Source organism: Oceanobacillus sp. FSL W8-0428 (assembly GCF_038004405.1).
Taxonomy (GTDB): Bacteria; Bacillota; Bacilli; order Bacillales; family Amphibacillaceae; genus Oceanobacillus; species Oceanobacillus sojae.
Map to the genome: position 1 here is coordinate 1,473,220 of NZ_JBBORB010000001.1, position 20,679 is coordinate 1,493,898.

General features: G+C 45.3%; 9 protein-coding genes, 9 tRNA genes and 5 rRNA genes. All 23 read left to right on the forward strand.

Annotation, left to right across the window (positions count from 1 at the left end; translation table 11 throughout):
• Positions 1 to 7: 7 nt before the first annotated feature.
• The 23 genes from hpt to MKY30_RS06660 all read left to right on the forward strand — a co-directional run bounded on the left by hpt (position 8) and on the right by MKY30_RS06660 (position 20,623).
• Positions 8 to 562, forward strand: a complete 555-nt coding sequence (gene hpt, locus MKY30_RS06550) for a hypoxanthine phosphoribosyltransferase (RefSeq protein WP_147212217.1) — start codon at positions 8 to 10, stop codon at positions 560 to 562.
• A gap of 255 nt (positions 563 to 817) precedes the next feature.
• The gene (ftsH, locus tag MKY30_RS06555) at positions 818 to 2,869 is read left to right on the forward strand and encodes an ATP-dependent zinc metalloprotease FtsH (protein WP_147212216.1); all 2,052 of its coding nucleotides are present in this window, start codon (positions 818 to 820) and stop codon (positions 2,867 to 2,869) included.
• A gap of 432 nt (positions 2,870 to 3,301) precedes the next feature.
• A complete protein-coding gene (locus tag MKY30_RS06560) occupies positions 3,302 to 4,072 on the forward strand; it encodes a type III pantothenate kinase (protein ID WP_147212215.1) in 771 nt (256 codons plus the stop codon).
• A gap of 18 nt (positions 4,073 to 4,090) precedes the next feature.
• Positions 4,091 to 4,963, forward strand: a complete 873-nt coding sequence (gene hslO / locus MKY30_RS06565) for an Hsp33 family molecular chaperone HslO (protein WP_281289864.1) — start codon at positions 4,091 to 4,093, stop codon at positions 4,961 to 4,963.
• A gap of 204 nt (positions 4,964 to 5,167) precedes the next feature.
• Positions 5,168 to 6,097 carry a cysteine synthase A gene (gene cysK / locus MKY30_RS06570; protein ID WP_147212214.1) on the forward strand — a complete coding sequence of 310 codons (930 nt, stop codon included), beginning with the start codon at positions 5,168 to 5,170 and terminating at the stop codon, positions 6,095 to 6,097.
• Positions 6,098 to 6,333: 236 nt separating this feature from the next.
• The gene (gene folP / locus MKY30_RS06575; RefSeq protein ID WP_156988833.1) at positions 6,334 to 7,098 is read left to right on the forward strand and encodes a dihydropteroate synthase; all 765 of its coding nucleotides are present in this window, start codon (positions 6,334 to 6,336) and stop codon (positions 7,096 to 7,098) included.
• Positions 7,099 to 7,137: 39 nt separating this feature from the next.
• Positions 7,138 to 7,503, forward strand: coding sequence for a dihydroneopterin aldolase (gene folB / locus MKY30_RS06580; RefSeq protein WP_147212213.1), 366 nt, complete (start codon positions 7,138 to 7,140; stop codon positions 7,501 to 7,503).
• The gene (folK, locus tag MKY30_RS06585; protein ID WP_147212212.1) at positions 7,500 to 8,000 is read left to right on the forward strand and encodes a 2-amino-4-hydroxy-6-hydroxymethyldihydropteridine diphosphokinase; all 501 of its coding nucleotides are present in this window, start codon (positions 7,500 to 7,502) and stop codon (positions 7,998 to 8,000) included. Before folB ends, folK begins: the two co-directional genes overlap by 4 nt.
• A 104-nt stretch (positions 8,001 to 8,104) precedes the next feature.
• Complete coding sequence (gene lysS, locus MKY30_RS06590) at positions 8,105 to 9,586, forward strand: lysine--tRNA ligase (RefSeq protein WP_147212211.1); 1,482 nt, start codon at positions 8,105 to 8,107, stop codon at positions 9,584 to 9,586.
• 467 nt (positions 9,587 to 10,053) lie between these two features.
• Positions 10,054 to 11,616, forward strand: a 16S ribosomal RNA gene (locus tag MKY30_RS06595).
• 189 nt (positions 11,617 to 11,805) lie between these two features.
• Positions 11,806 to 14,722, forward strand: a 23S ribosomal RNA gene (locus MKY30_RS06600).
• 138 nt (positions 14,723 to 14,860) lie between these two features.
• Positions 14,861 to 14,976, forward strand: a 5S ribosomal RNA gene (gene rrf / locus MKY30_RS06605).
• A gap of 9 nt (positions 14,977 to 14,985) precedes the next feature.
• Positions 14,986 to 15,061 (forward strand) — tRNA-Val (locus tag MKY30_RS06610).
• 4 nt (positions 15,062 to 15,065) lie between these two features.
• Positions 15,066 to 15,141 (forward strand) — tRNA-Thr (locus MKY30_RS06615).
• Between the two features lie 13 nt (positions 15,142 to 15,154).
• Positions 15,155 to 15,230, forward strand: a tRNA-Lys gene (locus MKY30_RS06620).
• Positions 15,231 to 15,233: 3 nt separating this feature from the next.
• Positions 15,234 to 15,318: transfer RNA gene (locus MKY30_RS06625), tRNA-Leu, on the forward strand.
• Positions 15,319 to 15,339: 21 nt separating this feature from the next.
• Positions 15,340 to 15,414 (forward strand) — tRNA-Gly (locus MKY30_RS06630).
• A gap of 6 nt (positions 15,415 to 15,420) precedes the next feature.
• Positions 15,421 to 15,509: transfer RNA gene (locus tag MKY30_RS06635), tRNA-Leu, on the forward strand.
• A gap of 3 nt (positions 15,510 to 15,512) precedes the next feature.
• A tRNA-Arg gene (locus MKY30_RS06640) sits at positions 15,513 to 15,589 on the forward strand.
• Position 15,590: 1 nt separating this feature from the next.
• A tRNA-Pro gene (locus tag MKY30_RS06645) sits at positions 15,591 to 15,667 on the forward strand.
• A 17-nt stretch (positions 15,668 to 15,684) separates the two neighbouring features.
• A tRNA-Ala gene (locus tag MKY30_RS06650) sits at positions 15,685 to 15,757 on the forward strand.
• Between the two features lie 197 nt (positions 15,758 to 15,954).
• Positions 15,955 to 17,517 (forward strand): 16S ribosomal RNA (locus tag MKY30_RS06655).
• 189 nt (positions 17,518 to 17,706) lie between these two features.
• Positions 17,707 to 20,623: ribosomal RNA gene (locus MKY30_RS06660) — 23S ribosomal RNA — on the forward strand.
• The 16S, 23S and 5S rRNA genes sit together here with 9 tRNA genes alongside, the layout of an rRNA operon.
• Positions 20,624 to 20,679: the final 56 nt, after the last annotated feature.

Below are 20,679 nucleotides of genomic sequence, written 5' to 3' on the forward strand. Positions count from 1 at the left end.
AGAAAACATGGCGCAAGGAACGATTCATGATGAGATTGAGAAGATTTTGGTAAGTGAGGAAGAGATTCAGGAGAAATGCAAGGAGCTTGGCGCTGTATTAACAGAGGAATACAAGGGCAAGTTTCCACTGGCTATCGGTGTATTAAAAGGCGCGTTGCCGTTTATGTCAGATATTCTTCGTCATACAGAAACACATCTGGAAATGGATTTTATGGATGTGTCCAGTTATGACGGCGGAACATCCTCGACAGGAGAGGTGAAAATTCTAAAAGATTTGAATACAAAAGTAGAAGGCCGCGATATTATCATTGTGGAAGATATCATTGATAGCGGACTTACCTTGAGCTACTTAGTGGATTTATTTAAATATCGTAAAGCTAACTCAATTAAAATCGTGACGCTTCTCGATAAACCGGCCGGAAGAACAGCAGATATCAAAGCGGACCTTATCGGCTTTGAAGTTCCGGATGAATTTGTTGTAGGCTATGGTTTGGATTATGCAGAAAAATATCGAAATCTTTCTTATATTGGTGTTCTGAAACCAGAAATTTATGGCGGATGATGAATACATTTAAAAATGGGCAAGACAGTGGCTTAATTGGGACAGGCTGCAGTGGAGATTGCTGAAAATATAGCTTTTCTCAGAAGCAGCATTACATGTATTTTAAAGAATAATCCTAGACGATTTGATTAGGAATTTTGCAATATTTCATTTCATAAAAAATAATTCGTCAAAAATGGTTAAATTATTTGTATAAAGCGATTTTACTATGATACGATTTACTATAGTTTTTCCCCATTTGGGAGGAGGTAAGCAATGAATCAGATATTTCGTAAGGTCTTCGTCTGGATGCTCTTATTTATTATCATTATTGGAGTAATCGGAGTGTTCAATGGACCAAGTGAAGATCAGGAGCAGTATGATGTACAGCAATTTATGAATGCTTTAAATAATGGTGAAATTAAGGAACTGACCTTTCAGCCGTCACATGGCATCATTCGTTTGACGGGTACGTTAACAGACGATGATGAGACAGAATTTGTTGCTCAGGTACCGGATAATGAAGCAATTGTCTCACAAATTACAAATAGAGCAAGCCAACAAAGTCAATTAACGGTAGAGGAAGAAGAACAGCCTAGTCCTTGGCTTACATTCTTAACTGGAATTATTCCATTCTTATTGATTGGTCTATTCTTATTATTCATCCTTAGTCAGGCACAAGGCGGCGGCGGTGGCGGCCGTGTTATGAACTTCGGTAAGAGTAAGGCGAAAATGTACTCTGAAGATAAGAAAAAAGTCCGCTTTAAAGATGTCGCTGGTGCTGATGAAGAGAAACAAGAACTTGTTGAGGTCGTGGAATTTTTAAAAGATCCGCGTAAATTCTCGCAGGTAGGCGCACGTATCCCAAAAGGTGTCCTTCTTGTCGGCCCTCCGGGTACAGGTAAAACATTACTGGCGAAAGCAGTCGCAGGTGAAGCAGGAACACCATTCTTCTCCATCAGTGGTTCTGACTTCGTAGAAATGTTTGTAGGGGTCGGTGCCTCCCGTGTACGTGATTTATTTGAAAATGCGAAGAAAAATGCGCCGTGTATCATCTTTATTGATGAGATTGATGCAGTCGGCCGTCAGCGTGGAGCAGGACTAGGCGGTGGACATGATGAACGTGAACAGACACTAAACCAGCTATTGGTTGAGATGGACGGATTTGGAGCAAATGAAGGAATTATTATGATTGCTGCAACGAACCGTGCTGATATACTTGACCCTGCTTTATTACGTCCAGGACGTTTTGATAGACAAATCATGGTAGACCGTCCAGATGTGAAAGGACGTGAAGCTGTTCTGGAAGTACATGCAAGAAATAAACCGCTTGAAGATACAGTTGATTTAAAAACAATTGCAATGCGTACTCCGGGATTCTCTGGTGCCGATTTGGAGAACTTGCTGAATGAAGCGGCGTTAGTTGCAGCTCGTGCTGATCGTAAGAAAATTGGTCAGTTAGATATTGACGAAGCAATTGACCGTGTTATTGCGGGACCTGCGAAGAAGAGCAGAGTTATTTCCGAAAAAGAAAGAAATATTGTTGCCTATCACGAGAGTGGTCATACGGTCATCGGTATGGTCTTAGATGATGCTGATGTCGTTCACAAAGTTACCATTGTTCCCCGTGGTCAAGCTGGTGGTTATGCGGTAATGCTTCCAAGAGAAGACCGCTACTTCATGACAAAACCGGAGCTGTTTGATAAGATTACCGGTTTACTGGGTGGACGTGTCGCAGAAGAAATCATTTTTGGTGAAGTAAGCACAGGAGCTTCCAATGACTTCCAACGTGCGACAGGTATTGCGCATAAGATGATCACCGAATTTGGTATGAGTGATAAGATTGGTCCGCTTCAATTCAGTAATGGCGGTGGAGGTAATGTATTCCTTGGCCGTGATATTCAAAATGAACAAACATATTCTGATGCAATTGCACACGACATTGATCAGGAAATGCAGAATTTCATTAATTACTGTTATGACCGTGCAAAAACAATTCTTACAGAGCATAAAGCACAGTTAGAATTAATTGCTAAGACATTATTAGAAGTGGAAACACTGGATGCAAAACAAATCAAATCTCTTTTTGAAGATGGAAAGCTTCCTGAACCGGAAGAAGGTTCAGATGATTTGAAGGTAAGCATTCAATCAAAAGAAGATGATGAGGAAAAAAGAGGACTTTCTTTTGAAGAAGCAAAAGAAAAAGCCGAAAAGAAATCCGATTCTTATATAAACGATCCTATTATGAATAATGATTATGAGGAAAAAGAAACGCATAACTCTGACGAAAATACAGAGGACAACTCAGATTCAGATCGTAAAAATTAAGAAGTTGGGAAGTATATACATGAAGCAGCCTAAGATTGGAAAGGCTGCTTCTTTTTTTTGCAGACAGGCGAGTGTTTGCGTACGTGACACTGTAAACTTCTCAATTGTACTATGAAGCGATTGTCTCAAGAGCGTTTGAATAAGATTTTTGCATGGTTGTAATGCTTTTTTGGTTTTTCCTTAAAAAAAGTATGTTATATTAATTTTTAGGTAAAGAAGAAAGTTTCCTGTTTGCATAAATACAGCAATAATTAATAGGGCGGGCAGCCACAATGATTTTCGGTGGGGCGAGTAATCGCAAAAGCCCTTCGATGGGGCGGGTAATCGCAGTCCCAGTCCCAGCCCCAGATCTCAACGAAGGTGACTTATTCTACGCTTTTAAGGCTTGGTTTGCCGAGTTTTCTTAAGAAACGAAGGAAGGTATGATGATAGATGTTATTTGTTCTTGACGTAGGGAATACTAATACAGTCTTGGGTGTTTTTGATAATGATACATTAATTCATGATTGGCGTATAAAAACAGACCGTTATAAAACAGAAGATGAATTTGGTATGTTAATTCATTCATTATTTGAATATAAAGGGTTAAGCTTCCAAGACATTACCGGGGTGATTATTTCTTCTGTAGTACCACCTATTATGTTTGCATTAGAGAAAATGAGCCGCGATTATTTTCATTTAGAAGCAGTTGTTATTGGAAAAACATCCTACGACAAGATGATTAAGATGAATTATCCAAATCCGTCTGAAATTGGAGCGGACCGGATCGTTAATGCAATAGCAGGTATTCATAAATACGGCGCACCATTAATTATTATTGATTTTGGTACAGCTACCACCTATTGCTACGTTGATGAAGAAGCGAGATATGCTGGAGGAATTATTACCCCAGGCGTCAATATTTCAATGGAAGCATTAAATACAAGAGCTTCAAAGCTGCCAAAAATCGAGATTCAAAAACCCCAGCAGGTTATTGGTTCTTCTACTGTTGAGGCGATGACATCCGGTGTCTTTTATGGTTATATTGGTCAGGTTGATGGCTTGGTAAAACGGATTAAACAGGAAAAAAGGACAGACCCTACCGTTATCGCAACAGGCGGCTTGTCTAAACTGATTGCACATGAATCAGAGACAATAGATGCTGTGGAGCCGTATTTAACGTTGAATGGGCTGTATCTCATTTATAAAAAGTATTATCAATAAAATGGAGGAATGATGATTGTGAACGATTATTTAATTAAGGCTACAACATATAATGGCATGATTCGTGCATATGCAATTTCCTCAACAGAAACAGTGGAGGAAGCACGCAGAAGACAAGACACATGGGCAACAGCTTCTGCTGCACTTGGCCGTACAGTTACAGTTACAGCAATGATGGGAGCGATGCTGAAGGGAGATGACTCTGTTACCGTAAAAGTAATGGGGAATGGACCGATGGGTGCTATTGTTGCAGACGGAGATGCAAAAGGTCATGTACGTGGATATGTAACAAATCCGCATGTTGATTTTGATTTAAATGAAAAAGGTAAGCTGGATGTAGCCAGAGCAGTCGGCACAGAAGGAAATATCAGTGTTATCAAGGATTTAGGGATGAGAGACTATTTTACAGGTGAGACACCTATTGTATCCGGCGAGATAAGCGAAGATTTCACATATTATTTTGCAACTTCCGAGCAAGTTCCGTCAGCAGTCGGTGCAGGGGTTCTCGTCAATCCGGATTTGAGTATTTTAGCTGCCGGCGGTTTTATTGTACAAGTTATGCCGGGTGCAGATGAAGCGATTATTGAGCGGTTAGAGGACCGTATCCAATCCTTCCCTGCTATTTCTTCACTTATCCGTGAAGGAAAGACACCTGAAGAGATTCTATACACATTGTTTGATAAAGATAATGTAAATATATTGGAGAAAATGCCGATAGAATTTCAATGCAAATGTTCGAAAGAAAGACTTGCGAATGCTATTATTGGATTAGGTGATGAAGAAATCCAGAAAATGATTGATGAAGATCATGGAGCAGAAGCAACCTGTCATTTTTGTAATGAGCGCTATATCTTTACAGAAGAAGAGCTAAAAAAGCTTAAACAATCATAAAAAATGTGTAAATAGCGGAGTCATGATACAAAATAGAAGTATGATGGGCCGCTTTTTTATATAGATGGAAATAGATGATGAATTCGGATTTGCTTCAGATTAGAAAAATGGGCATTTTTTTAACCTTTAGGATTGACATTTTTTCAATAAAGAAATACATTATATATAAATCATATAAAAATACTTGGCATTAGGAGGGGTTATATGACAGTTGCAAATAATATTGCAGGTCTAATTGGTGGAACACCTATTGTAAAGCTCCATAATATTACTGACGAGAATAGTGCAGATGTATATGTAAAATTAGAATTTATGAACCCAGGAAGTTCGGTAAAGGACCGTATCGCAGCAGCAATGGTCGAAGCTGCAGAGAAATCAGGAGGTTTGAAGCCCGGGGATACGATTATTGAACCGACCAGTGGTAATACAGGAATTGGTTTAGCAATGGTTGCTACTGCTAAGGGGTATCAGGCAATTCTTGTTATGCCTGACACGATGAGTCAAGAACGCCGTAATTTACTGAAAGCCTATGGAGCGAAGCTTGTATTAACTCCTGGAGCTGAAGGAATGAAGGGTGCGATTGCTAAAGCGAAAGAATTGCAAGAAGAGAATGGTTATTTTATGCCACAGCAATTTAACAATCCCGCTAACCCGGAAATTCATGAAAAAACAACTGGTAAAGAAATCGTGGAACAAATGTCAGACGGTTTAGATGCTTTTGTTTCCGGGATAGGAACAGGCGGAACAATTACCGGTGCTGGGAAAGTGCTGAAGGAAAATTTCGATGGTGTTAAAATTTATGCTGTGGAGCCAAAGGATTCACCAGTGCTTTCAGGCGGAAATCCTGGACCGCATAAGATTCAGGGAATTGGAGCAGGCTTCAAACCTGAAGTACTTGATACATCCATTTATGATGAAGTTCTGCAGATTGGAAATGAAGAAGCTTTTGAAGCAGCACGAAAGGTCGCTACGACAAATGGAATCCTGGGTGGTATTTCTTCAGGAGCAGCAGTTGCAGCGGCAGTGAAAGTCGCAAAAGAATTAGGTAAAGGTAAAAAGGTTCTGGCGATTCTTCCTGATAATGGAGAACGTTACCTTTCTACAGCTCTTTATCAATTTGATGAAGAAAACTAAAAGTCGAAATGAAAAAGGAATCAGCTATCTTAAGGCTGGTTCCTTTTTTTATCTTTTTTAACCAGCGCTTTCCACTTTTTTTCTTTAACGTCTTAAGGTAGGATGTAGAATAGATGAGATTGATTTGATACGATGCTATATAAGAATAAACACATTCTTTAGGCGGCGAAGAGGAGGCGAAATAAGTGATACAGGCAAAAGAATTTCAATTAGACTTAACTAAGCGCACGCATATTATGGGAATATTAAATGTCACTCCTGATTCTTTCTCAGACGGCGGGCATTATACAAATATTGAAAAGGCAGTTGCCCAAGGAAAAAAAATGGCGGCAGATGGAGCGGATATAATTGATATTGGGGGAGAATCTACTCGCCCAGGACATACGCCTGTCAGTGCAGAAGAAGAGGCAGGTAGGATTATCCCGGTTATTGAGGCTTTAAAAGAGTCCTTACAAATCCCTATTTCAGTGGATACATTTAAGGCCTCTGTAGCGGAGCAGGCTGTACAAGCTGGTGCTTCTATCATAAATGACATTTGGGGAGCGAAAAGAGAACCGAAAATTGCAGAGATTGCTGCCCGTTATCAAGTACCGATTATATTGATGCATAATCGAAAAAGTATGGATTATAGGGACTTTATTCAGGACTTAAAATCAGATTTACTTGAGAGTATAACGATTGCTAAAGATGCAGGTGTAGAGGACAGCCAGATTATTCTCGACCCGGGTATTGGGTTTGCAAAAACGATGGAACAGAATCAATATATAATTAAAGAACTTCAAGAATTAACATCATTCGGTTATCCGCTGCTTTTGGCAGCCTCTCGAAAAAGATTTATAGGCGATATTTTAGATGTTCCTGCAGATAAAAGAGATATTGGAACAGCGGCGACAACAATAATTGGAATTGCCAAAGGTGCACGCATTGTTCGTGTACATGATGTGAAAACCAACCTGGAAGCAGCTAAAGTAGCAGATGCAATTTATCAAACAAAGCTGTAGCTAAATAAAAAACATGTTCAGAAGAAAAGGGGAACAACAATGGATAAAATTGTTTTAAAACGGATGCAGTTTTATGGATATCATGGGCTGTTACCTGAAGAAAATACTTTGGGACAACGTTTTTATGTTGATGCTGACCTGTACCTGTCTTTAAAGAAAGCTGGGGGATCAGATGCAATGGAGAATTCTATACATTACGGGAAAGCTTATGAAAAGATAAAACATGTGGTGGAAGAGAAACGCTTTAACCTTATTGAAGCAGTAGCTGAAGCAATTGCAGATGAGCTTTTTATTTCTTTTGAATTGCTGGAGGCGTGTACCATTCATGTAACAAAACCGGATCCGCCCATTCCGGGATATTATGAGTCGGTTGCTGTAGAAATTTATAGGGAGAGAACGAAATGAATCAAGCATTTATCGCACTGGGAACAAATATTGAACCGAGAAAAGAACATCTGAGACAGGCATTAGAAATACTGGAAGCAAATGAAGCTGTCAGGATTCAGAAAAGATCCTCTGTGTACGAAACTGCCCCGGTTGGATATCAGGATCAATCAGACTTCTTAAATATGGTATTAGAGATCCAAACAAGCTTATCAGCAATGGATTTACTTTTTTTCTGCCAGCAGATTGAAAAGGAACTTGGCAGAAAACGGGATATCCGGTTTGGCCCCCGAACCATTGACCTTGACATTTTGACATTTAATCATGAAAATAGTACAGTAGAAAGATTGATTATACCGCATCCTCGCATGCATGAGCGTGCTTTTGTATTAATTCCATTAGCAGAGATTGCTCCTGGTTTTATTATACCTGTACGTGAAAAATCTGTAGAAGCCTATTTAAAAGAACTTCCAGAGTCAGATAAAGCTGATGTAAGATTATTGGAGACAGAGATATAAGAGAAAACAACGAAGGTTTATTCTTCGTAGGATAAAGTAGTAATTGTCTTAACGCCCAGGTTAGAAGATATCATATTAACTATTTAAGAAGCGGAGTGGTAGAAGTGTCAGAAGAATTGAATGAACATATGCAGGTAAGACGTGATAAGCTCGCAGGATACATTGAAAAAGGATTGGATCCATTCGGCGGAAAATTTGAGCGTACCCATCTGGCGGCAGATTTAGTTGAAAAATACGATCAGTTTTCAAAAGAAGAGCTGGAAGACATTACAGATGAGGTAACGATAGCCGGACGTTTAATGACAAAACGCGGAAAAGGAAAAGCCGGGTTTGCGCATATGCAGGATTTAAGCGGACAAATCCAATTATATGTTCGTAAGGATGCAATTGGTGAAGAAGCATATGAAATCTTTAAATCAACAGATCTGGGCGATATTGTAGGTGTTACAGGCGTAATGTTCAAAACCAATGTCGGAGAATTGTCTGTTAAAGCAAAAGAATTTCATCTGCTATCCAAATCATTACGTCCTTTACCGGAAAAATATCACGGGTTGAAAGACATCGAGCAACGCTATCGTCAGCGTTATTTAGATTTAATCACAAATCCGGAAAGCAGAGATACGTTTGTAGCCCGCAGTAAAATTATTCAATCAATGCGTGAGTATTTAAACAAACAAGGCTACTTAGAGGTAGAAACACCAATGATGCACAGTATTCCGGGCGGCGCATCAGCACGTCCTTTTATAACCCATCATAATGCATTAGATACTGAACTATACATGCGTATTGCCATTGAATTACATTTAAAACGTCTTATTGTCGGCGGTCTGGAGAAGGTATATGAAATTGGGCGTGTATTCCGTAATGAAGGGGTATCAACAAGACATAACCCTGAATTTACAATGATTGAGCTATATGAAGCATATGCTGATTATCATGATATAATGGATCTTACTGAAAACTTAATTGCCCATATTGCGCAAGAAGTTTATGGAAAGACAACTATTCAATATGGTGATTATGAAGTAAATCTTGAGCCTCAATGGACAAGACTGCATATGGTGGATGCTATTAAACAGGAGACAGGTGTAGATTTCTGGCAGCACTTATCTGATGATGAAGCACGTGCGTTAGCGAAAGAACATAATATTGAAATAACAGATGCAATGACATTTGGGCATATTGTAAATGAATTCTTTGAGCAGAGGGTAGAGGAAACGTTAATTCAGCCTACATTTATTTTTGGGCATCCTGTAGAAATCTCCCCACTGGCTAAAAAGAATAAAGAAGATGAGCGTTTTACAGATCGTTTTGAGTTGTTTATCGTAGGAAGAGAACATGCTAATGCCTTCAGCGAATTGAATGATCCAATTGATCAGCGTCAGCGTTTTGAAGCGCAGGTAAAAGAAAGAGCGCAAGGCAATGATGAAGCTCATTATATGGATGAGGACTTTTTAGAAGCATTAGAGTATGGTATGCCTCCAACTGGCGGATTAGGAATTGGAGTAGACCGTTTGGTAATGTTATTAACGAACTCTCCTTCTATTCGTGATGTATTGTTATTTCCGCAAATGAAAAATCGTTAATTGCATATGTCATAGAGAGCAAAGCCCTGAAGGAAGACAATCTTCCTTCAGGGCTTTGCGTTTTGGTGAACGTGAAAAATGGCGGAAAAGCTTTGTAAACAGGGATTTATAAAAGGTTTATCAAACTGCTTCAATAAAATGAATTATAGAAATATTTGTCTTCTGTAATTTTATTTCAAAAAAGACTTGCTTTCATTTTGGAATCATGATAAATTAATTATCGTTGCATAACGCAATGCGCATCACATGAACGGTTCAACAAGATAACAACAAAATAAATTAAAAAAAGTTGTTGACAACGAATTGTAAATGTGATAAATTAATAAAGTCGCCAATTTGAAACGACGACAAAGAAATTGCTCTTTGAAAACTGAACAAAACAACCAGTACGAAAGAAGAAAAACACCTCGTTTTTCTTGAATATTTAAGTCAGAAGTTGACTTCTGAAAGCTAAAGAAACAAACACTTTTATGGAGAGTTTGATCTTGGCTCAGGACGAACGCTGGCGGCGTGCCTAATACATGCAAGTCGAGCGCGGGAAGCGGACAGAACTCTTCGGAGGGACGTTCGTGGAACGAGCGGCGGACGGGTGAGTAACACGTAGGCAACCTGCCTGTAAGACTGGGATAACTCGCGGAAACGCGAGCTAATACCGGATAATACTTATCATCTCCTGATGGTAAGTTGAAAGGCGGCTTTTGCTGTCACTTACAGATGGGCCTGCGGCGCATTAGCTAGTTGGTGAGGTAATGGCTCACCAAGGCGACGATGCGTAGCCGACCTGAGAGGGTGATCGGCCACACTGGGACTGAGACACGGCCCAGACTCCTACGGGAGGCAGCAGTAGGGAATCTTCCGCAATGGACGAAAGTCTGACGGAGCAACGCCGCGTGAGTGATGAAGGTTTTCGGATCGTAAAACTCTGTTGTCGGGGAAGAACAAGTATGATAGTAACTGATCGTACCTTGACGGTACCCGACCAGAAAGCCACGGCTAACTACGTGCCAGCAGCCGCGGTAATACGTAGGTGGCAAGCGTTGTCCGGAATTATTGGGCGTAAAGCGCTCGCAGGCGGTTCTTTAAGTCTGATGTGAAATCTTGCGGCTCAACCGTAAACGTGCATTGGAAACTGGAGGACTTGAGTGCAGAAGAGGAGAGTGGAATTCCACGTGTAGCGGTGAAATGCGTAGAGATGTGGAGGAACACCAGTGGCGAAGGCGACTCTCTGGTCTGTAACTGACGCTGAGGAGCGAAAGCGTGGGGAGCGAACAGGATTAGATACCCTGGTAGTCCACGCCGTAAACGATGAGTGCTAGGTGTTAGGGGGTTTCCGCCCCTTAGTGCTGAAGTTAACGCATTAAGCACTCCGCCTGGGGAGTACGGCCGCAAGGCTGAAACTCAAAAGAATTGACGGGGACCCGCACAAGCGGTGGAGCATGTGGTTTAATTCGAAGCAACGCGAAGAACCTTACCAGGTCTTGACATCCTTTGACCGCTCTGGAGACAGAGTTTTCCCTTCGGGGACAAAGTGACAGGTGGTGCATGGTTGTCGTCAGCTCGTGTCGTGAGATGTTGGGTTAAGTCCCGCAACGAGCGCAACCCTTGATCTTAGTTGCCAGCATTTAGTTGGGCACTCTAAGGTGACTGCCGGTGACAAACCGGAGGAAGGTGGGGATGACGTCAAATCATCATGCCCCTTATGACCTGGGCTACACACGTGCTACAATGGACGGAACAAAGGGAAGCAAGCCCGCGAGGTCAAGCAAATCCCATAAAACCGTTCTCAGTTCGGATTGTAGGCTGCAACTCGCCTACATGAAGCCGGAATCGCTAGTAATCGCGGATCAGCATGCCGCGGTGAATACGTTCCCGGGTCTTGTACACACCGCCCGTCACACCACGAGAGTTCGTAACACCCGAAGTCGGTGAGGTAACCTTTTTGGAGCCAGCCGCCGAAGGTGGGACGAATGATTGGGGTGAAGTCGTAACAAGGTAGCCGTATCGGAAGGTGCGGCTGGATCACCTCCTTTCTAAGGATATATAACGGAATTTTGTACTTGGTTGTTTGGTTCAGTTTTGAGAGAGCAATCTCTCTTTTTGTACCTTGAAAACTAAATAAGAGTAACAACGACATCAAACTTTAGAAATAAGGCAAAAAAGCTATTGATATAGCAACACAACTGATTACGAAGTAATCAGCAAACTTATTCCAAAACTTTAGTTAAGTGAATAAGGGCGCACGGTGGATGCCTTGGCACTAGGAGCCGATGAAGGACGGGACTAACACCGATATGCCTCGGGGAGTTGTAAGTAAACTTTGATCCGGGGATTTCCGAATGGGGGAACCCACTGTTCGTAATGGGACAGGACATCTATCTGAATACATAGGGTAGATGAGGCAGACCCGGGGAACTGAAACATCTCAGTACCTGGAGGAAGAGAAAGAAAAATCGATTTCCTGAGTAGCGGCGAGCGAAACGGAAAGAGCCCAAACCAAGAAGCTTGCTTCTTGGGGTTGTAGGACACTCTATTGGAGTTACAAAGAAATTCTTTAAACGAATCGACTTGGAAAGGTCAGCCGAAGAAGGTAACAGCCCTGTAGTTGAAAAGGAATTTCCTCCGGAGTGTATCCTGAGTACGGCGGAACACGTGGAATTCCGTCGGAATCCGGGAGGACCATCTCCCAAGGCTAAATACTACCTAGTGACCGATAGTGAACCAGTACCGTGAGGGAAAGGTGAAAAGCACCCCGGAAGGGGAGTGAAATAGAACCTGAAACCGTGTGCCTACAAGTAGTCGGAGCCCGTTAATGGGTGACGGCGTACCTTTTGTAGAATGGACCGGCGAGTTACGATTGTATGCAAGGTTAAGTGGAAGACACGGAGCCGTAGCGAAAGCGAGTCTGAATAGGGCGAATGAGTATGCGGTCGTAGACCCGAAACCGTGTGATCTACCCATGTCCAGGGTGAAGGTCAGGTAACACTGACTGGAGGCCCGAACCCACGTATGTTGAAAAATGCGGGGATGAGGTGTGGGTAGCGGTGAAATTCCAATCGAACACGGAGATAGCTGGTTCTCTCCGAAATAGCTTTAGGGCTAGCCTCAAGATCGTGAGTACTGGAGGTAGAGCACTGATTGGACTAGGGGCCCCTACCGGGTTACCGAATTCAGTCAAACTCCGAATGCCAGTTACTTCAACTTGGGAGTCAGACTATGGGTGATAAGGTTCATAGTCGAAAGGGAAACAGCCCAGACCGCCAGCTAAGGTCCCAAAGTATACGTTAAGTGGAAAAGGATGTGGCGTTGCACAGACAACCAGGATGTTGGCTTAGAAGCAGCCATCATTGAAAGAGTGCGTAATAGCTCACTGGTCGAGTGACGCTGCGCCGAAAATGTACCGGGGCTAAACGTATCACCGAAGCTGCGGATTGTTCTTACGAACAATGGTAGGAGAGCGTTCAAAGTGCAGAGAAGTCAGACCGTGAGGACTGGTGGAGCGCTTTGAAGTGAGAATGCCGGTATGAGTAGCGAAAAAAGAGTGAGAATCTCTTTCACCGAATGCCTAAGGTTTCCTGAGGAAGGCTCGTCCTCTCAGGGTTAGTCGGGACCTAAGCCGAGGCCGACAGGCGTAGGCGATGGACAACAGGTTGATATTCCTGTACCACCTCATGATTGTTTGAACAATGGGGGGACGCAGGAGGATAAGGAGTGCGCACTGATGGATGTGCGTCCAAGCATGCGAGGAAGTCAGATAGGCAAATCCGTCTGACATATTTCTGAGCTGTGATGGGGAGGGAAATAGAGTACCGAAGTTCCTGATTTCACACTGCCAAGAAAAGCCTCTAGTTAGATCATAGGTGCCCGTACCGCAAACCGACACAGGTAGGCGAGGAGAGAATCCTAAGGTGAGCGGGAGAACTCTCGTTAAGGAACTCGGCAAAATGACCCCGTAACTTCGGGAGAAGGGGTGCTCACTTGTGAGTGAGCCGCAGTGAATAGGCCCAAGCGACTGTTTAGCAAAAACACAGGTCTCTGCGAAGCCGAAAGGCGAAGTATAGGGGCTGACACCTGCCCGGTGCTGGAAGGTTAAGGGGAAGAGTTAGCGTAAGCGAAGCTTTGAACCGAAGCCCCAGTAAACGGCGGCCGTAACTATAACGGTCCTAAGGTAGCGAAATTCCTTGTCGGGTAAGTTCCGACCCGCACGAAAGGTGCAACGACTTGGGCACTGTCTCAACGAGAGACCCGGTGAAATTATACTATGCGTGAAGATGCGCATTACCCGCGACAGGACGGAAAGACCCCGTGGAGCTTTACTGTAGCCTGATATGGAATGTTTGTGCAGTTTGTACAGGATAGGTGGGAGCCTTTGAAGCGTGAGCGCCAGCTTACGTGGAGGCACCCGTGGGATACCACCCTAACTGTATGACCATTCTAACCCAGGACCGTAATCCGGTTCGGAGACAGTGTCAGGCGGGCAGTTTGACTGGGGCGGTCGCCTCCTAAAAGGTAACGGAGGCGCCCAAAGGTTCCCTCAGAATGGTTGGAAATCATTCGTAGAGTGTAAAGGCAGAAGGGAGCTTGACTGCGAGACCTACAAGTCGAGCAGGGACGAAAGTCGGGCTTAGTGATCCGGTGGTTCCGCATGGAAGGGCCATCGCTCAACGGATAAAAGCTACCCCGGGGATAACAGGCTTATCTCCCCCAAGAGTTCACATCGACGGGGAGGTTTGGCACCTCGATGTCGGCTCATCGCATCCTGGGGCTGTAGTCGGTCCCAAGGGTTGGGCTGTTCGCCCATTAAAGCGGTACGCGAGCTGGGTTCAGAACGTCGTGAGACAGTTCGGTCCCTATCCGTCGTGGGCGTTGGAAGTTTGAGAGGAGCTGTCCTTAGTACGAGAGGACCGGGATGGACACACCGCTGGTGTACCAGTTGTTCCGCCAGGAGCATAGCTGGGTAGCTACGTGTGGAAAGGATAAGTGCTGAAAGCATCTAAGCATGAAGCCCCCCTCAAGATGAAACTTCCCATCACTTCAAGTGAGTAAAATCCCTCAGAGACGATGAGGTTGATAGGTCCGAGGTGGAAGCGTGGCGACACGTGCAGCTGACGGATACTAATCGATTGAGGACTTATCTAAGTTTTTTGATGTCACGTTACTCTTATTTAGTTTTCAGGGTGCAAATTTAAAAAAAGTGTTGCATTTTTATTCTGAAGTGCATATAATATAACTTGTCCTTGTTTTTAAGGAAACATCTTCAAGTTACATATTGTATTGTCTGGTGGCGATAGCGAAGAGGTCACACCTGTTCCCATGCCGAACACAGAAGTTAAGTTCTTCAGCGCCAATGGTAGTTGGGGGCTTCCCCCTGCGAGAGTAGGACGTTGCCAGGCTTTAAATCCGGAGGATTAGCTCAGCTGGGAGAGCACCTGCCTTACAAGCAGGGGGTCGCAGGTTCGAGCCCTGCATCCTCCACCATTATGCCGGCCTAGCTCAACTGGTAGAGCAACTGACTTGTAATCAGTAGGTTGGGGGTTCAAGTCCTCTGGCCGGCACCATTTTCCTTTTAAGGAGCCATTAGCTCAGTCGGTAGAGCATCTGACTTTTAATCAGAGGGTCGAAGGTTCGAATCCTTCATGGCTCACCATTTGCGGGTGTGGCGGAATTGGCAGACGCGCTAGACTTAGGATCTAGTGCCTTCGGGCGTGGGGGTTCAAGTCCCTCCACCCGCACCATTAATTAAATAAAGGCAATACGCGGAAGTAGTTCAGTGGTAGAACATCACCTTGCCAAGGTGGGGGTCGCGGGTTCGAATCCCGTCTTCCGCTCCAAATATTGCCGGGGTGGCGGAACTGGCAGACGCACAGGACTTAAAATCCTGCGGTAAGTGATTACCGTACCGGTTCGATTCCGGTCCTCGGCACCATAAGCGCCCGTAGCTCAATTGGATAGAGCGTTTGACTACGGATCAAGAGGTTAGGGGTTCGACTCCTCTCGGGCGCGCCATCGGGAAGTAGCTCAGCTTGGTAGAGCACTTGGTTTGGGACCAAGGGGTCGCAGGTTCGAATCCTGTCTTCCCGACCATTACATGAATATAATATGGGGCCTTAGCTCAGCTGGGAGAGCGCCTGCCTTGCACGCAGGAGGTCAGCGGTTCGATCCCGCTAGGCTCCACTCAATAACTTTTAAATAAGTTGTTGACAATGGTTTTGAAACATGATATATTAATTTGGTCGCTGTTTTTAAAAGCGACAAAGAAATTGCTCTTTGAAAACTGAACAAAACAACCAGTACGAAAGAAGAAAAACACCTCGTTTTTCTTGAATATTTAAGTCAGAAGTTGACTTCTGAAAGCTAAAGAAACAAACACTTTTATGGAGAGTTTGATCTTGGCTCAGGACGAACGCTGGCGGCGTGCCTAATACATGCAAGTCGAGCGCGGGAAGCGGACAGAACTCTTCGGAGGGACGTTCGTGGAACGAGCGGCGGACGGGTGAGTAACACGTAGGCAACCTGCCTGTAAGACTGGGATAACTCGCGGAAACGCGAGCTAATACCGGATAATACTTATCATCTCCTGATGGTAAGTTGAAAGGCGGCTTTTGCTGTCACTTACAGATGGGCCTGCGGCGCATTAGCTAGTTGGTGAGGTAATGGCTCACCAAGGCGACGATGCGTAGCCGACCTGAGAGGGTGATCGGCCACACTGGGACTGAGACACGGCCCAGACTCCTACGGGAGGCAGCAGTAGGGAATCTTCCGCAATGGACGAAAGTCTGACGGAGCAACGCCGCGTGAGTGATGAAGGTTTTCGGATCGTAAAACTCTGTTGTCGGGGAAGAACAAGTATGATAGTAACTGATCGTACCTTGACGGTACCCGACCAGAAAGCCACGGCTAACTACGTGCCAGCAGCCGCGGTAATACGTAGGTGGCAAGCGTTGTCCGGAATTATTGGGCGTAAAGCGCTCGCAGGCGGTTCTTTAAGTCTGATGTGAAATCTTGCGGCTCAACCGTAAACGTGCATTGGAAACTGGAGGACTTGAGTGCAGAAGAGGAGAGTGGAATTCCACGTGTAGCGGTGAAATGCGTAGAGATGTGGAGGAACACCAGTGGCGAAGGCGACTCTCTGGTCTGTAACTGACGCTGAGGAGCGAAAGCGTGGGGAGCGAACAGGATTAGATACCCTGGTAGTCCACGCCGTAAACGATGAGTGCTAGGTGTTAGGGGGTTTCCGCCCCTTAGTGCTGAAGTTAACGCATTAAGCACTCCGCCTGGGGAGTACGGCCGCAAGGCTGAAACTCAAAAGAATTGACGGGGACCCGCACAAGCGGTGGAGCATGTGGTTTAATTCGAAGCAACGCGAAGAACCTTACCAGGTCTTGACATCCTTTGACCGCTCTGGAGACAGAGTTTTCCCTTCGGGGACAAAGTGACAGGTGGTGCATGGTTGTCGTCAGCTCGTGTCGTGAGATGTTGGGTTAAGTCCCGCAACGAGCGCAACCCTTGATCTTAGTTGCCAGCATTTAGTTGGGCACTCTAAGGTGACTGCCGGTGACAAACCGGAGGAAGGTGGGGATGACGTCAAATCATCATGCCCCTTATGACCTGGGCTACACACGTGCTACAATGGACGGAACAAAGGGAAGCAAGCCCGCGAGGTCAAGCAAATCCCATAAAACCGTTCTCAGTTCGGATTGTAGGCTGCAACTCGCCTACATGAAGCCGGAATCGCTAGTAATCGCGGATCAGCATGCCGCGGTGAATACGTTCCCGGGTCTTGTACACACCGCCCGTCACACCACGAGAGTTCGTAACACCCGAAGTCGGTGAGGTAACCTTTTTGGAGCCAGCCGCCGAAGGTGGGACGAATGATTGGGGTGAAGTCGTAACAAGGTAGCCGTATCGGAAGGTGCGGCTGGATCACCTCCTTTCTAAGGATATATAACGGAATTTTGTACTTGGTTGTTTGGTTCAGTTTTGAGAGAGCAATCTCTCTTTTTGTACCTTGAAAACTAAATAAGAGTAACAACGACATCAAACTTTAGAAATAAGGCAAAAAAGCTATTGATATAGCAACACAACTGATTACGAAGTAATCAGCAAACTTATTCCAAAACTTTAGTTAAGTGAATAAGGGCGCACGGTGGATGCCTTGGCACTAGGAGCCGATGAAGGACGGGACTAACACCGATATGCCTCGGGGAGTTGTAAGTAAACTTTGATCCGGGGATTTCCGAATGGGGGAACCCACTGTTCGTAATGGGACAGGACATCTATCTGAATACATAGGGTAGATGAGGCAGACCCGGGGAACTGAAACATCTCAGTACCTGGAGGAAGAGAAAGAAAAATCGATTTCCTGAGTAGCGGCGAGCGAAACGGAAAGAGCCCAAACCAAGAAGCTTGCTTCTTGGGGTTGTAGGACACTCTATTGGAGTTACAAAGAAATTCTTTAAACGAATCGACTTGGAAAGGTCAGCCGAAGAAGGTAACAGCCCTGTAGTTGAAAAGGAATTTCCTCCGGAGTGTATCCTGAGTACGGCGGAACACGTGGAATTCCGTCGGAATCCGGGAGGACCATCTCCCAAGGCTAAATACTACCTAGTGACCGATAGTGAACCAGTACCGTGAGGGAAAGGTGAAAAGCACCCCGGAAGGGGAGTGAAATAGAACCTGAAACCGTGTGCCTACAAGTAGTCGGAGCCCGTTAATGGGTGACGGCGTACCTTTTGTAGAATGGACCGGCGAGTTACGATTGTATGCAAGGTTAAGTGGAAGACACGGAGCCGTAGCGAAAGCGAGTCTGAATAGGGCGAATGAGTATGCGGTCGTAGACCCGAAACCGTGTGATCTACCCATGTCCAGGGTGAAGGTCAGGTAACACTGACTGGAGGCCCGAACCCACGTATGTTGAAAAATGCGGGGATGAGGTGTGGGTAGCGGTGAAATTCCAATCGAACACGGAGATAGCTGGTTCTCTCCGAAATAGCTTTAGGGCTAGCCTCAAGATCGTGAGTACTGGAGGTAGAGCACTGATTGGACTAGGGGCCCCTACCGGGTTACCGAATTCAGTCAAACTCCGAATGCCAGTTACTTCAACTTGGGAGTCAGACTATGGGTGATAAGGTTCATAGTCGAAAGGGAAACAGCCCAGACCGCCAGCTAAGGTCCCAAAGTATACGTTAAGTGGAAAAGGATGTGGCGTTGCACAGACAACCAGGATGTTGGCTTAGAAGCAGCCATCATTGAAAGAGTGCGTAATAGCTCACTGGTCGAGTGACGCTGCGCCGAAAATGTACCGGGGCTAAACGTATCACCGAAGCTGCGGATTGTTCTTACGAACAATGGTAGGAGAGCGTTCAAAGTGCAGAGAAGTCAGACCGTGAGGACTGGTGGAGCGCTTTGAAGTGAGAATGCCGGTATGAGTAGCGAAAAAAGAGTGAGAATCTCTTTCACCGAATGCCTAAGGTTTCCTGAGGAAGGCTCGTCCTCTCAGGGTTAGTCGGGACCTAAGCCGAGGCCGACAGGCGTAGGCGATGGACAACAGGTTGATATTCCTGTACCACCTCATGATTGTTTGAACAATGGGGGGACGCAGGAGGATAAGGAGTGCGCACTGATGGATGTGCGTCCAAGCATGCGAGGAAGTCAGATAGGCAAATCCGTCTGACATATTTCTGAGCTGTGATGGGGAGGGAAATAGAGTACCGAAGTTCCTGATTTCACACTGCCAAGAAAAGCCTCTAGTTAGATCATAGGTGCCCGTACCGCAAACCGACACAGGTAGGCGAGGAGAGAATCCTAAGGTGAGCGGGAGAACTCTCGTTAAGGAACTCGGCAAAATGACCCCGTAACTTCGGGAGAAGGGGTGCTCACTTGTGAGTGAGCCGCAGTGAATAGGCCCAAGCGACTGTTTAGCAAAAACACAGGTCTCTGCGAAGCCGAAAGGCGAAGTATAGGGGCTGACACCTGCCCGGTGCTGGAAGGTTAAGGGGAAGAGTTAGCGTAAGCGAAGCTTTGAACCGAAGCCCCAGTAAACGGCGGCCGTAACTATAACGGTCCTAAGGTAGCGAAATTCCTTGTCGGGTAAGTTCCGACCCGCACGAAAGGTGCAACGACTTGGGCACTGTCTCAACGAGAGACCCGGTGAAATTATACTATGCGTGAAGATGCGCATTACCCGCGACAGGACGGAAAGACCCCGTGGAGCTTTACTGTAGCCTGATATGGAATGTTTGTGCAGTTTGTACAGGATAGGTGGGAGCCTTTGAAGCGTGAGCGCCAGCTTACGTGGAGGCACCCGTGGGATACCACCCTAACTGTATGACCATTCTAACCCAGGACCGTAATCCGGTTCGGAGACAGTGTCAGGCGGGCAGTTTGACTGGGGCGGTCGCCTCCTAAAAGGTAACGGAGGCGCCCAAAGGTTCCCTCAGAATGGTTGGAAATCATTCGTAGAGTGTAAAGGCAGAAGGGAGCTTGACTGCGAGACCTACAAGTCGAGCAGGGACGAAAGTCGGGCTTAGTGATCCGGTGGTTCCGCATGGAAGGGCCATCGCTCAACGGATAAAAGCTACCCCGGGGATAACAGGCTTATCTCCCCCAAGAGTTCACATCGACGGGGAGGTTTGGCACCTCGATGTCGGCTCATCGCATCCTGGGGCTGTAGTCGGTCCCAAGGGTTGGGCTGTTCGCCCATTAAAGCGGTACGCGAGCTGGGTTCAGAACGTCGTGAGACAGTTCGGTCCCTATCCGTCGTGGGCGTTGGAAGTTTGAGAGGAGCTGTCCTTAGTACGAGAGGACCGGGATGGACACACCGCTGGTGTACCAGTTGTTCCGCCAGGAGCATAGCTGGGTAGCTACGTGTGGAAAGGATAAGTGCTGAAAGCATCTAAGCATGAAGCCCCCCTCAAGATGAAACTTCCCATCACTTCAAGTGAGTAAAATCCCTCAGAGACGATGAGGTTGATAGGTCCGAGGTGGAAGCGTGGCGACACGTGCAGCTGACGGATACTAATCGATTGAGGACTTATCTAAGTTTTTTGATGTCACGTTACTCTTATTTAGTTTTCAGGGTGCAAATTTAAAAAAAG